Below are 13,453 nucleotides of genomic sequence, written 5' to 3'. Positions count from 1 at the left end.
CCTGTGACTAGCATCACAAGATTAGGTCTTGCCTCAACAGCGACGCAAGTCACATCTGTCCCATCTGCATCACAATGCGGCGACGATCCGGAATGTGGGTATGGTGGCTCTCGCACAACTTCACACGCGGGGGCTCCCACGAATCCGGGGGCTGAGAGGGCGACAGGCGGTCGTCGACCGCCCGAACCTGTCCGGATAATGCCGGCGTAGGGAGAATTTCCATGGTCACATCCATGTCTGAAAGCAGCACGACGCAGAGCACGTCGGTGACGTGCGGCCCGATTCAAGGCAGTTCGAAGACCTACCTCGACGTCGACGGCATGGCCGTCCCGCACCGACGCGTGCACCTCACCAACGGCGAACACCTCGACCTGTACGACACCTCCGGCCCGTACACCGACGAGTCCGCCGAGATCGACCTCGAGGGCGGGCTGGCGCCGACGCGCGACAGCTGGACGCGACCGGCACCGGTGACAGTCGAGGCCACCGGGACCACCGCATCCACCCAGCTCGCGTGGGCCCGCGAAGGCATCGTGACCCCCGAGATGGCGTTCATCGCCGCACGCGAGGGCGTCGACGCCGAACTGGTCCGCGACGAGGTGGCCCGCGGTCGCGCGGTGATCCCCGCCAACCACCGACACCCCGAGTCCGAGCCGATGATCATCGGCAAGGCCTTCGCGGTGAAGATCAACGCCAACATCGGCAACTCCGCCGTCACCTCGTCGATCGCCGAAGAAGTCGAGAAGATGGTGTGGGCCACCCGCTGGGGCGCCGACACCATCATGGATCTCTCGACGGGCAAAGACATCCACCTCACCCGCGAATGGATCATGCGCAACTCCCCGGTCCCGGTGGGGACCGTGCCGATCTACCAGGCCCTGGAGAAGGTCGACGGCGACCCCACCAAGCTGACCTGGGAGCTGTACCGCGAGACGGTCATCGAGCAGGCCGAGCAGGGCGTCGACTACATGACCGTGCATGCGGGAGTGCGGCTCCGCTACGTTCCGCTGACCGCCAAGCGCGTCACCGGCATCGTCTCGCGCGGCGGCTCGATCATGGCCGCCTGGTGCCTGGCGCACCATCGCGAATCATTCCTGTACACGCATTTCGCCGAGCTCTGCGAGATCTTCGCCGAGTACGACATCACCTTCTCGCTGGGCGACGGCCTGCGTCCGGGCTCGATCGCCGACGCGAACGACGAAGCCCAGTTCGCCGAGCTCCGCACCCTCGGCGAGCTCACCAAGATCGCCAAGAGCTACGGCGTCCAGGTGATGATCGAGGGCCCCGGACACGTCCCGATGCACAAGATCGCGGAGAACGTCCGGCTCGAGGAGGAGTTGTGCGAGGAGGCGCCGTTCTACACACTCGGCCCGCTCGCCACCGACATCGCACCCGCCTACGACCACATCACCTCGGCCATCGGCGCGGCGATGATCGCGCAGGCAGGCACCGCGATGCTCTGCTACGTGACGCCCAAGGAGCACCTCGGCCTGCCGAACCGGGACGACGTGAAGGTCGGCGTGATCACCTATAAGATCGCCGCGCACTCCGCCGACCTCGCGAAGGGACATCCCCGAGCGCAGGACCACGACAACGCGCTCAGCAAGGCGCGGTTCGAGTTCCGCTGGGAAGACCAGTTCAACCTCGCGCTCGATCCCGACACCGCCCGCGAGTACCACGATGAGACGTTGCCCGCCGCCCCGGCGAAGACCGCACACTTCTGCTCCATGTGCGGACCCAAGTTCTGCTCCATGCGTATCTCGGCGGATGTCCGCGCCTACGCGGAGGAGAACGGACTGGTGACGCAGGACGACATCGACGCGCGGCTCGCGGAAGACATGGCCGCCAAGTCCGCCGAGTTCACCGCGGCGGGCAACCAGGTGTACCTGCCGATCTCCGAGATTCCGCTCGCGCAGGCGGCGGCCGCGAAGTGACCGGGTTCGACGCGAGCCCGCGACTGCCGCTGGCCGCGCCCGGCGCCACCCCCGTGCGAGTGATGACGATCGCGGGCTCGGATTCCGGCGGCGGCGCGGGAATCCAGGCCGACATGCGCACCTTCGCCATGCTCGGCCTGCACGCCTGCGTCGCGGTCACCGCGGTCACCGTTCAGAACTCCACCGGAGTCACCGGCTTCCAGGAGATCGACCCGGGCATCGTCGCCGCGCAGATGCGGTCGGTCACAACGGACATCGGCGTGGCCGCGGCGAAGACCGGCATGCTCGCGTCCGACCCGATCATCACCGCCATCGCCGACGCGGCAGTCGATCTCGGGATCGGACGCGACGGCGCCACACCGCTGGTGGTGGACCCGGTGTGCGCGTCGATGCACGGCGATCCGCTGCTGGCCGCCGACGCGCTGGGCGCGTTGAAAGACCGGCTCTTTCCGCTCGCCACCGTCGTGACACCCAACCTCGACGAGGTGCGTCTGCTGACAGGGATCGACGTCGTCGACCCCGCGACCCAGCGCCAGGCGGCCGTCGCCCTGCACGCTCTCGGTCCGCGGTGGTCGCTGGTGAAGGGCGGACATCTGCGCGGCAGCGACCTGAGTCCCGACCTGCTGTACGACGGTTCGGAGTTCGTGGAGTTCCCCGGAGCACGAATCGACACTCCGCACGATCACGGCGCGGGCGACACCCTGGCCGCTGCCATCACCGGCGCGCTCGGGCACGGCTACTCGGTGCCGGACGCGGTGGCGTTCGCGAAGGCGTGGGTCACGCGCGGCCTGGCCGCCGCGTACCCGCTGGGAGCGGGCCACGGGCCGGTGAATCCGCTGTGGCGACTGCGCGAACACGGCCCGGGCTGACCTCGCGGGCAGCTTGAGGCAGAGACGCGAATGCGCCGGCAGTCTTCGGACTGCTGGCGCATTCTCGTGTTGCGGAGTGGGTGTCAGCCGCGCACGCGCTGGCGGTACTCCACCGGGCCGACGCCGTAGCGGGCCTTGAATCGGTTGCGGAACGTGGCGACTGTCGGGAAGCCCGACGCCAGCGCGATGGCGCTGATCGAGGCCGTGCCGTTCTGCATCAGGGCGTCGTGGGCACTCTGCAGACGACGGTCGGCGATGCGGCCGGCCAGCGAGTTGTCGCAGCTCTCGAAGTAGCGGTACAGCTGGCGACGCGACAGGTGCAGCTGCGCGGCGATCGAGTCCGGCGAGAAGGTCGCATCGCGATGATGACGCTCGATGAGATCGCGTGCCGCTTCCTGGACGAACAGTGCGTTGTCCTCCATCACCGACGGCGAGCCCTCGAACTCCGAGAGTGCGGCGACGATCAGATCGACGGCGGCCTGCTCCGAGACGGCGCCGACGGTGGACGCCGAGCCCAGCACCGAGGTCTCAGCGGCGAATCGGCGGAGGAATACCGCCGCGGCGCGGGCGAGCGGAGTGTTCGCAGCGACCGGTCGCTGCAGGCGCTCGGCCACGTGGCGATGCTTGCCGAGCCGGTTGAACGGGATCAGGACACCCGACGGGTCGGAGACCGCGGTCGAGACCAGGCTGTACGGAGCCGCGTTGTTGATGAAGACGAGGTCGCCCGGTCCATAGGCGAACTCCCGACCGCCCTGGCGAACGATGGACTGGCCGCGCATCCCACTGACGCTGACCAGCAGCGCCTCGGACGGATCAGTCCGCACGCGCTCGGCGGTCCGCTCGAGCATCATGGCCGGCTGCAGGGCGCAGTAGGTAGCGATCGACGAGAGGCTCTGCGCAAAGCGCATCGCATGGAACGAGTCCGGGTCGGCGACGCGAACGTCGACGGTCGGGCTGTATGTGGCACTGCCTGCGGTGCCGGTGAAGCGCACCGGGCGGGTCCGCGTCGGCGCGTTGGCCACGCCGAGACGTGCTTCCCACTCCGCGACGGCGCGGGGGGTCAAGCGGGTGGCGAGAGCCGGCCGTCCGGAGACGGGCGGAATCTGCGGGCGTGCTTTGGGCATGGTTGAGCTCAGGGACATCGGGGAACCTTCTACGCATGGTTGGACATGACGAGAGTTGGTTGGCTTTGGGAGGGAGCCTTAACTTTTCTCATCTGACATACTTGCACACCCAATTACTTGTGTCGAGTCGATCACAGGAAACAAAAGGTGACTTCCAGGTCACATCGAGCGGTCCTGCGAACAATCCTGCGTCGTCGCCACCTGCGATTCCAGTCCGGGGTGCTAACCACGGCGATCGAGCGCGAACCCCTACGCGGTAAGGTTCTCGCAGCGCTGTGGCACTGGACGAGGGTCGCAGCTCCGCCGATTCTCGTCCGAGGAGTCCCCGTGACACAGCCGCCGAACGACGGGCCGTCGACCCCGCCGCCAAGCGACCCACAGCAGACCGGGAACAATGCCTCCGGCGGACAGAACGCCTACTCCGAGCAGCGCGCGTACCCCGCGGCCAATGTCTACGGCGTTTATCCCGACGGCACCTCCGCCGCCACCGTCGCCGCTGCTGCAGCGACCGCCGAATCCAAGGCGGTCCGCAACTGGCGGATCATCACCGCCGTCGCCTGCGCCGCAGCCGCGCTCGTGATCGTGAGCTTCTTCCTGGTCGGGAACAGCAGTTCGTCGACCCCGAGCGCCCCGGTCACCTCGACCGTCACCGACACCACGACCGAGGTCTCGACCAAGACCAGCACGGCCACCAAGACCGCCACCCAGACCCGGATCGACACCAGCGTGGCTCGCGAGACCGACACCGCGACCCGCACCGTCACCGTCACCGAAGAGCGGACGGCGACGGTCACCCGAACTGTCACGGAGACCGACGTGACCACCGAAACGGTCAGCGTGCCCGCCGGCACGCAGTAGCCGCCCGCACGTCGATCAGCCGCCTACCCGGCGTACACCCCGTCGTTGTTTTCTGCCATCTGATCGCGGAACTCGGTGGGCCCCACCCCGAACTCGCGACGGAACCTGAGCCTGAACGGTCCCACCGAGCCGAATCCGCTGGCGCGCGCTACCCACGCGACCGACGCGCTGGGATTCGAGACCAACAGCCCTCTCGCCGCGCGCAGTCGCCGGTCGGCGATCATCTCGGCGACGCTGTGATCGCACGCCTCGAAATGTCGGTAGAACTGTCGCCGCGACAAGTGCATCCGCTCGGCGAGCGTGGTGGGCGAGAACTCGGGATCTCGATGGTGCAGCTCGATCAGTTCGGCCGTCCGCCGGCGTACGTACTCGGTGTTGCTTGAGGATTCGGTGCGACGTGCGTTCGCCTCGGCGACCGTCACCACCAGCAGGTCGATCATCGCTGACTCCGCTGCCAGCGTGGAGAACGAATCTACATCCGTTCCGAGCACCGACGCCGCGAAGCCGCGCACTGCGCACACCGCAGCGGTCGCCAAGTGAGATCTCGCGAGGGCTGCACCGGACAACGACGCGATGACGCCGCGTCCCACCCCGAACGATTCCGCGGGGATCCGCAGGATCACCGCGTCGGTCACGCAATCGGTCACGAACCGATGCGGCCCCGAGGTAGTGACGACCGTCAGCCGATCGGGGCCGTCCGGCCAGTCAGCGGTGACCCAGACCAGAATTCCATCTCGGTCGGCGTCGGCGTCGGGCATCAGCACGGTCGGCGCCGCAAGGGAGCGGGTCACCTCGACCAGCGAGAGGCTGCGGTGATAGAGCGCTGCGTCCCACTGATCGTCCGGCCCGACTGCAGTGCACCTCATTCCGGTGATCTGACGGCCGACGTCCAACCCCTCCTCACCTCGCAGCCGCGCAGGCGGCTGGCCCCCCGCGAACCCCGACGAGGATCGCCACGACTCGATATCCCCCGAAGACAGCGGCTGGCTCATCGTTTATCGAGCGGCTTTCGGTAGAACCACGGCCGAGGCCAGGAAGAAGCAGACGGCACCGACGAAGGTGCCGGTGTTGGCCAGCACCGCGTCGACCGTCACACCGGCACTAGTGATGTACGACGCCACGGCGGAGACCCCGAAGGCCACGCAGCCGAGGAAGTTGATCTGCCCGGACCACCAGTCCCCGTCTCTCGGTGCCCAGCGGACCCCGTTGACGTGACGGTACGTGACCAGCACGAAGTACCCGCTGATGAGAAAGGCCACCGAACCGGCGGCATCGGGGGTCCACACCAGGTGCGTCTGCCCCTTGATGCTGTGCGCGGCGAGGGCTGCGCCGGTACTGACGTTGAAGAGAAGCGTGCCGAAGAACTGGGTCGACGCGGCCAGCCACTCCGCGCGCACCATAACGCCGGAACCATAGGACACGGAGGTCGTCATCGCACCGCTGAGCACGAGTTGAATCAGCGCGGCGCCGGTGAAGAACCACGCGCCGACGAAGTAGCTGGCGTTGACCGCCCCCGCCCCGGCCCAGCTTCCGAACCCGGGTGCCGAACCGAGCGCGAACAGCGCCGAGCCGATCATGAATCCGATGCATTGCTTGCGAAGGGTCGGAGTCAACAAACCACTCGTGAACCCAGATGGCTGAATCGCCAACGGACGAATCTCCTCGATGTCGGCCGATGTCCGCCCCGGGAGATGAGCTCTCGGGGCGGACACCGCACACGGTCAGTGGTGGAAGTGGGACTCGCTGCCCTCGCGTGGCATCGGTGCGTCGAGTCGGTCCAAGAAGTCGACCTCGGTGCGCATGTCGTCCAGCAGTCTTTCCGCGAGGTCGTGACTCAGGCCGGCGCGCACCACGATACGCTGCACCGTCATGTCCGCGAGATCGTCGGCCAGCGGGTACGCGGGCACCTGCCAGCCCTTCATCCGCAGGCGATCCTGGAGATCGAAGAGGTTCCAGTTGGGGTTGGCATCCTTCTTGAGCCGCCAGGCGAACACCGGAATGGTGTCGCCTTGGCTGACCAGATCGAACGGCCCCATCTCTGCGATCGCCTTGGCCAGATACTGAGCCACATCGAGCGAACCCTGCTGAACAGCTCGGTAACCCTCACGACCCAGCCGGAGGAACTGGTAGTACTGCAGCAGGACCTGCGCGCCCGGGCGCGAGAAGTTGAGCGACAGGGTCGGCATGTCGCCACCCAGGTAACTGCAGTGGAAGATCATGCTCTCCGGCAGAGCTGCCGGATCGCGCCAGACAATCCAGCCGACGCCCGGGTACACCAGGCCGAATTTGTGACCCGAGGTGCTGATCGAGGCCACGCGATCGACGCGAAAGTCCCACTCGAGGTCGGGCTGGCAGAACGGGGCGATCATCGCGCCGGACGCGCCATCGACGTGAATGTGCACGTCGAGGCCGGTGTCGGCCTGGATCTGGTCGAGCTTGGCCGCGATCTCTTTCACCGGTTCGTAGGCACCGGTGTACGTCTGGCCCATGATCGCGACGACGCCGATGGTGTTCTCGTCGACGTACTTCTCCAAGTCGTGGCCGTCGAGGAACATGTGGTCCTCACTGACCGGAACCCAGCGCGGCTCCACCTCAAAGTAGTTGGTGAACTTCTCCCAGCAGACCTGGACCGCGGTCGACATCACGATGTTCGGATTCTCGGTCGACTTACCTTCGGCCTTACGCTTGGCCTGCCAGCGACGCTTGAGTGCCAGGCCGCCCAGCATGCACGCTTCCGAGGAGCCGATGGTCGACGTGCCGATCGCCTCGTCGACGTTCGGGTTGTTCCACAGGTTGCCCAGGATCCGCCAGCAACGGTCCTCGATCGCCGCCGTCGCCGGGTACTCGTCCTTGTCGATCATGTTCTTGTCAACGGTCTGCATGTAAAGGAGCTGAGCTTCCTTGTCCATGTAGGTGGAGACGAAGGTCGCCAGGTTGAGGCGCGCATTCCCGTCGAGCATCGCTTCGTCGTGCACGATCTGATATGCGGTGGTCGGCAACATCATCTCCTGCGGCATCTCGAATCGCGGGAGTTCAGTGGCTTCACCGCCCCGGGTGAAGACGGGGTTCAGGATCATCGAGTCGTTCGTTTTCGAATCAGTCATCATTTCTCCTTTGGTTGGCGCGAGGTGGAAGTTCAGCAGAGTCCGGTCCGGGTGCTGGGTCGACCCGACCGATCAGGGCGGCGAGGGATCAGACTTCGACCGGCGGGTACAGACGGTCCATCGTGTATTGCCGGTTCCGACGCGCTGCCCATGTCGAGACCGCCAGGAACGCGATCGTCAATCCGGCGACTACCGCGATCGCCACCCAGAGTCGGTAGTCGATGCCGCCGAGGGTCAACTGTCGGAGCCCATTGACGGTGTAGGTCATCGGGTCGACCCAGTGGATGTACTGGAACGGCAGGGTCGTCGTCGGCACCGGATAGATGCCGCCCGCCGAGGTCAGTTGAATCATGAGGAAGGCCAGTGTCACCACCCGGCCCACCGCCGGCCCGAACAAGGCGTTGAACATCTGAATCATCGCCAAGAACATCGCGACTATCAGCAGCATGAAGCCGAAGGTGGCCACCGGATACTCCGGCCGCATGCCGATCGCAAAGACGACGACCAAGTAGAGGATCGCGGCCTGCAGGGCGCCGACGAGGAAGGTCGGTGCGTACGAAGCCAGCACCACGCGCAGCGAGCTCAGCCCCTGCGCCACCGGGCGCGACTGAATCGGGGTGAACAGCATCCACGCGATGATGCCGCCGACGAACAGCGCGAGGGAGAAGAAGAACGGTGCGAAGCCAGTTCCGAACGTCGCCGCCTCGTGCTCGGTGTTCTCGGTCAGCTTGACCGGCTGGCCGAGCGTGTTGGCCAGCTCCGTCTTCTGCGCATCGGTCCAGCTCGGGATCGCCTTCACGCCCGCATCAAGGCCCGCAGCCAGTTCCTTGGCGCCGCCCGACAGTTCGGTGAGACCGGCGGTCAGCTGGTCGGCGCCGGAGCTGAGCTCCTCCGCGCCCGCCCTGGCGGTCATGATGTCCTGATGCAGAACTCCGGGCTCAAGCAGCGTCATCGCTTGTCGAAGCGGACTGTTGGGGTTGGCCAACTCGCGGCTGATGGCCGCGGAATCGGTGCTGAGCTGCTGTAGTTGTCCGGACTGTGGAACCCCACTGTTGGGCGAGCGCAGCTGCTGTTGGACGCCTTCCAGGGCATTGCCCGCCGCGCGCACGGTGGGGTCGGGGTGCCGCTTGAGCTGCGCGACGATTCCGGTCATCGCCTGGGCGGCCCGACTCTCGGAGGCGGCGGCTCCGCCGCTGATCGTGCTCAACCCGGCAGCGGTGCGACTGATGCGGTCGGAGGTGGCAGCCAACTCCGCCGCGCTCATCCCCTGCTGATTCGCGGTCATGGCGAGCAAGGGGTCGGTCGCCTTCATGACGACGCCGCTGAGCTCGTCGATCGCGGTCGACAACTGTTCTGATCCGGCCTGGGCGGTAACGAGTCCAGCGCTCAGCTCGTCGGCGCCGCTGGCCGCCTGATTGAGCTGACCGACCATCGACCCCGCGTCATTGAGCACGATCTCGAAGGTCTGCGCACCCACCTGGGCCGAGACCTGCGTGATGACCTGTGCTGCGGCGTCTTGACCCATCACCGTCGCGAGGTAGTTGTTCGCGTCGTTGTACGTGAAGATGAGTTCGGCCGACTCCGGCTTCGGAGAGGTCGGCGAGGTCACCTTCTCGCTGAAGTCCGCCGGAAGCGTGATCGAGAAGTAGTACTTGCCGTCCGCGACACCCTTCTTCGCCTCCGCGTCGGAGACCACATCCAGATCGAGCTGCTTGGAATCCACTAAGCCTTCGACCACCTGGTCACCCGCGTGCAGCGGCTTGCCCATCACCTCCGAGCCGGTGTCCATGTTGACAAGTGCCACCGGGATCTTGTTGACCGCGTTGAACGGGTTCCAGAAAGCCCACAGATACAGCGCGCCGTACATGAGTGGCATCAGGATGATGACGGCGAGCGCGAGTCTAGGCATCCGCCCGCGGTAATAGCGCTTGAAATCGCTGCCGGGCGAAAAGGCTGCAAGCATGTCAGCTGATCCGATCTGCCGGCTCTAGCCGGACGAAAGCGTCGTCGGTGAGGTTGTCGACCGGCACGACGCGGACGAGGTCCCGGTGTTCCGGCGCCCCGTTCACATCTGCGGTGATCACCGTCTGAGTACGGCCGAGGTCGATGAGTCGTTCGAGCATCTTGTTCGAGTTCTCGATCCGACGAAGGTTGTCGACGCCGCCGACCACCAGCAGAGCCCGCGGGCGGATGTTCGCAACTGCGATCCGGAAGAGCGCCGCGGTGAGCTCGGGCAGTTCCTCGACGTAAGACATCAGGGAGGGCAGTTCCAGATCGCCGAACACGGGACGACAGATCCGCTCGAGGTCGTCGTCGCCCGCTTGCTTGACCCACCTGTACCAAGGCGCGTTCCACCGCAACTGCTCGGTGAGCACGTCCCGAACACGAATGGTCTGCTCAATGCCGTCGACCTCATCGATGAAGCCCATCGCTGCGTGATCGAACAGGTGGTGAGCGTCGTTCGTCCGTCCGAAGGAGTGCAGCGTCCCCTTCGTCGGCTTCATTCGGCCGGACAATGTCAGCAGCAACGCCGTGCGTCCGCGGCCCCCAGATCCCTGAAGAACAGTGACTCCGCCGGGTTGGACGGCGACATCTGTCGGACCGTAGATGTGGCCCCACGAGGCGTTGACCACGACACCTTCTCCAACAAGGAGGGGCTCGATGGACAACGGTTCGGTGGGCGGCTCACCCGCCGCCACAAGCCGCCCCCGGTCCGCTCTCCAGCGTGGACACCGTCCACTTTCGGAAGCTGGGGCGTAGTACGCATTTTGTTTGAGATGCGACCAATCAGCATGCCGCGAATACTAGCTGCCCCAATCCGGGTGTGCTGACCTTTACGAGCAGCTCCGATTCACGCCGCGCAACAGGCGAAACCCTCTGAAACCACAGTGATCAGCCGCTTGTCGATTCCAGTACGGTTCCCCTCCGCGGCCAGGTGACCCAGAACGAATCACGCGTGGCGTCAATCGGTTGTCGGCGCAGCACGAACCGGTGCCGCAGCGGCCACGCTTCGGCACACATCCGATCCACTTGTGCCGATGATGGGCGGGCCCGCTCCCAACCGGGAGCGAACACAGATGTGCGACATCATGACGTCGACCAAAGGCACATTCCAAAGCCCAGAACGCCAGAACACCGCCCGTGGCGATGCCGGGCGGCGTTCTAGGCGGTCAGGACGCGGTACTCAGGCCAGTTTGCGCAACTCCGGCACCACGTCGGTGGTGAACGCTTCGAGGAACCGTCGCTGATCGTGTCCGGGGTTGTGGAAGACGAGGTGGTTGAGACCCGCGTCGAGGTAGGTCTTGATCTGTGCGACGGCATCCTCGGGGTCGGAGGCGACGATCCACCGCTTGGCGACCTGCTCGATCGGCAGTTCGTCGGCCAGTCGCTCCATCTCGACCGAACTGTTCACGCTGTGCTTCTGCTCCGGCGTCAGCGACAACGGCGCCCAGAAGCGGGTGTTCTCCAGCGCCTTCGCCGGGTCGCGGTCGTAGGAGATCTTGATCTCGATCATCCGGTCGATCTCGTCGAACCGGCGCTCGGCCTTGGCCGCGCCCTCCTTGACCGCCGGGATCAGCTTCTCGGTGTAGAGGTCCATGCCTTTACCCGAGGTGCAGATGAAGCCGTCTCCGTCCCGACCTGCGTAGCGTGCGACCACCGGTCCGCCCGCCGCGATGTACACCGGGACCGGCTTCTCCGGGATGTCGTACATGTACGCGCCCTGGGTGCGGTAGTAGTCGCCCTCGAAGTCGACCTTCTCACCGGTCCACAGTTCGCGCATCAGGCGAACCGACTCGCGGAGTCGAGCGAACCGCTCCTTGAACTCGGGCCACTCGCCCTGGAATCCGGTCGCGTACTCGTTGAGGGCCTCACCGGTGCCGACGCCGAGCATCACCCGGTCCGGGTACAGGCAGGCCATGGTCGCGAATGCCTGCGCGATCACTGCCGGGTTGTACCGGAACGTCGGCGTCATCACCGAGGTGCCCATCTCGAGCTTGCTGGTCCGCTCACCGACCGCCGCCATCCACGCGAGGGAGAAGGGCGCATGCCCACCGTTGTGCCGCCACGGTTGGAAGTGATCGCTGACGGTGACCGAGTCCAGTCCGAACTCTTCGGCCATCACGCCGACTTCAACCAGTTCGCGCGGGCCGAACTGTTCGGCCGAGGCCTTGAGTCCGAGCTTCAGCGGTGCTGCCATATTTCTCTCCTGAGCGGTGGTCGCATCAGAGCGAGGACGGCCGTACGAGCAGTGCGCCCTCACCCCGGGGAATGTCGTGACCCAGCTTACGGCCCCGCTGTGACGCGACCCGAGTGGGCGAGGCCACAACACCGACATCGCACGCCCACCGGCCTGCGCCTCACCCTGCGACACCGGCGCTTCTGAGGCACAATTACTTCGACGCGCCGCCTGTTGCGTCGGTTCTGCTGCGCTCCCGGAGGTCCTACGCCCGTGCCGACATCGTCCGTGATGATCCCGGCCGAATACCTGCTGTCGTCACGCGCGCCCGCCCCGCGCACCCTGTGCGACATCGTCGCCGCGACCGCCGCCGCCCACCCGGATGCGACGGCCATCGACGACGGCGATCACCTCGTTTCGTACGCGGAACTGACGGCACTGGTCCGCCGAGTGGCCGGGCGTCTCGCAGCTCTCGGCATCGGCCGGGGCGACCGCGTCGGCATCCGGATGCCGTCCGGCGACCGCCACCTCTACATTGCGATCCTGGCCACCTTGTACGCCGGCGCGGCGTATGTGCCGGTGGACGCCGACGACCCTGAGGAACGCGCACGCCTGGTGTTCGGCGAGGCCGACGTGGCCGCGATCATCGACGCCGACGGAATCCACCCCAGTCCGGAGAAGCCGCATAAGCCTGCGCGCGAGGAGTCCCTGGCGACCTCCCCCGCGACTCTGTCCGACGACGCCTGGATCATCTTCACCTCCGGCTCCACCGGCAAGCCGAAGGGCGTCGCCGTCACCCACCGCAATGCTGCGGCCTTCGTCGACGCCGAGGCGGAACTGTTCCTGCAGGACGAACCGCTGGGGCCGGGCGACCGCGTGCTGGCAGGCCTGTCCGTCGCCTTCGACGCCTCGTGCGAGGAGATGTGGCTGGCTTGGCGCAGCGGCGCGGCGCTGGTCCCCGCGCCGCGTTCCCTGGTGCGCTCCGGCATGGACCTCGGGCCGTGGCTGGTGAAGCGCGACATCAACGTGGTCTCCACCGTCCCCACTCTCGCGTCGCTGTGGCCCGCCGAAGCGCTCGAGCCGGTACGTCTGCTGATCTTCGGCGGCGAGGCGTGCCCGCCCGAGCTGGCCGATCGCCTCGCCACCGACGACCGCGAACTCTGGAACACCTACGGTCCCACCGAAGCCACCGTGGTCGCCTGTGCCGCGCAGATGCACCGCGGCGAACCCGTCCGGATCGGTCTGCCGCTGATCGGCTGGGACCTCGCGGTGGTCGGACCGGACGAGCAGCCCGTCGCCGTCGGCGAATCGGGCGAGCTGGTGATCGGCGGCGTCGGGCTGGCCCGCTACCTGGACGCGGAGAAGGACGCGGAGAAGTACTCGGCGA

11 protein-coding genes and 1 riboswitch are annotated in these 13,453 nt (G+C 66.4%); of the genes, 4 read left to right on the top strand and 7 right to left on the bottom strand.

The genetic code is table 11. The features are described 5' to 3' along the window. The first annotated feature begins 116 nt into the window (after window positions 1-116). A riboswitch (TPP riboswitch) is annotated at window positions 117-230 on the top strand. Then, window positions 222-1,934 (top strand): phosphomethylpyrimidine synthase ThiC, encoded by a 1,713-nt coding sequence (thiC, locus tag GX543_RS12250; RefSeq protein ID WP_290852198.1) that lies wholly within the window; start codon window positions 222-224, stop codon window positions 1,932-1,934. Its footprint overlaps the riboswitch before it by 9 nt. Window positions 1,935-1,996: 62 nt before the next feature. Continuing rightward, window positions 1,997-2,803 carry a bifunctional hydroxymethylpyrimidine kinase/phosphomethylpyrimidine kinase gene (gene thiD, locus GX543_RS12245; RefSeq protein WP_290852243.1) on the top strand — a complete coding sequence of 269 codons (807 nt, stop codon included), beginning with the start codon at window positions 1,997-1,999 and terminating at the stop codon, window positions 2,801-2,803. A gap of 83 nt (window positions 2,804-2,886) precedes the next feature. Here thiD and GX543_RS12240 read toward each other — a convergent pair whose 3' ends face one another. After that, window positions 2,887-3,945 carry a helix-turn-helix domain-containing protein gene (locus GX543_RS12240; protein ID WP_290852197.1) on the bottom strand — a complete coding sequence of 353 codons (1,059 nt, stop codon included), beginning with the start codon at window positions 3,943-3,945 and terminating at the stop codon, window positions 2,887-2,889. Window positions 3,946-4,254: 309 nt separating this feature from the next. On the opposite strand from GX543_RS12240, the gene GX543_RS12235 reads away from it, so the two are divergent. Continuing rightward, on the top strand, window positions 4,255-4,785 hold the full coding sequence (locus tag GX543_RS12235) for a hypothetical protein (RefSeq protein WP_290852196.1): 531 nt from the start codon (window positions 4,255-4,257) through the stop codon (window positions 4,783-4,785). 23 nt (window positions 4,786-4,808) lie between these two features. Here GX543_RS12235 and GX543_RS12230 read toward each other — a convergent pair whose 3' ends face one another. The 6 genes from GX543_RS12230 to fgd form a co-directional block, all read right to left on the bottom strand. Continuing rightward, window positions 4,809-5,651 carry a helix-turn-helix domain-containing protein gene (locus GX543_RS12230; protein WP_290852195.1) on the bottom strand — a complete coding sequence of 281 codons (843 nt, stop codon included), beginning with the start codon at window positions 5,649-5,651 and terminating at the stop codon, window positions 4,809-4,811. A 129-nt stretch (window positions 5,652-5,780) separates the two neighbouring features. Next, window positions 5,781-6,362, bottom strand: a complete 582-nt coding sequence (locus GX543_RS12225) for a hypothetical protein (RefSeq protein WP_290852242.1) — start codon at window positions 6,360-6,362, stop codon at window positions 5,781-5,783. Between the two features lie 144 nt (window positions 6,363-6,506). Then, complete coding sequence (locus GX543_RS12220) at window positions 6,507-7,889, bottom strand: glutamate decarboxylase (protein WP_290852194.1); 1,383 nt, start codon at window positions 7,887-7,889, stop codon at window positions 6,507-6,509. An 88-nt stretch (window positions 7,890-7,977) separates the two neighbouring features. Next, window positions 7,978-9,852: a YhgE/Pip domain-containing protein gene (locus GX543_RS12215; protein ID WP_290852193.1), complete on the bottom strand. Its 1,875-nt coding sequence runs from the start codon at window positions 9,850-9,852 to the stop codon at window positions 7,978-7,980. Between the two features lies 1 nt (window position 9,853). Next, entirely contained in the window at window positions 9,854-10,558 is a 705-nt protein-coding gene (locus GX543_RS12210) for an ATP-binding cassette domain-containing protein (protein WP_290852191.1), read from the bottom strand. A gap of 515 nt (window positions 10,559-11,073) precedes the next feature. Then, the gene (fgd, locus tag GX543_RS12205; protein WP_290852189.1) at window positions 11,074-12,087 is read right to left on the bottom strand and encodes a glucose-6-phosphate dehydrogenase (coenzyme-F420); all 1,014 of its coding nucleotides are present in this window, start codon (window positions 12,085-12,087) and stop codon (window positions 11,074-11,076) included. A gap of 267 nt (window positions 12,088-12,354) precedes the next feature. Between fgd and GX543_RS12200 the strand changes: the two genes are divergently transcribed. Then, window positions 12,355-13,453 (top strand): AMP-binding protein (locus GX543_RS12200; protein WP_290852241.1); only part of this gene is annotated, 1,099 nt, incomplete at its 3' end.

This window comes from Gordonia sp. (in: high G+C Gram-positive bacteria) (genome assembly GCF_012515855.1).
GTDB lineage: Bacteria > Actinomycetota > Actinomycetes > Mycobacteriales > Mycobacteriaceae > Gordonia.
Note: the sequence above shows the minus strand (reverse complement) of the source record. Positions and strands in the feature narration are given on the sequence as shown.

What these genes read in the sequence shown, in the direction of transcription:
- GX543_RS12240 (WP_290852197.1), bottom strand. Translation starts at nt 3,945, where the DNA reads ATGTCCCTGAGCTCAACCATGCCCAAAGCACGCCCGCAGATTCCGCCC.
- GX543_RS12230 (WP_290852195.1), bottom strand. Translation starts at nt 5,651, where the DNA reads ATGAGGTGCACTGCAGTCGGGCCGGACGATCAGTGGGACGCAGCGCTC.
- fgd (WP_290852189.1), bottom strand. Translation starts at nt 12,087, where the DNA reads ATGGCAGCACCGCTGAAGCTCGGACTCAAGGCCTCGGCCGAACAGTTC.
- GX543_RS12225 (WP_290852242.1), bottom strand. Translation starts at nt 6,362, where the DNA reads ATGATCGGCTCGGCGCTGTTCGCGCTCGGTTCGGCACCCGGGTTCGGA.
- thiD (WP_290852243.1), top strand. Translation starts at nt 1,997, where the DNA reads ATGACGATCGCGGGCTCGGATTCCGGCGGCGGCGCGGGAATCCAGGCC.
- GX543_RS12220 (WP_290852194.1), bottom strand. Translation starts at nt 7,889, where the DNA reads ATGACTGATTCGAAAACGAACGACTCGATGATCCTGAACCCCGTCTTC.
- thiC (WP_290852198.1), top strand. Translation starts at nt 222, where the DNA reads ATGGTCACATCCATGTCTGAAAGCAGCACGACGCAGAGCACGTCGGTG.
- GX543_RS12215 (WP_290852193.1), bottom strand. Translation starts at nt 9,852, where the DNA reads ATGCTTGCAGCCTTTTCGCCCGGCAGCGATTTCAAGCGCTATTACCGC.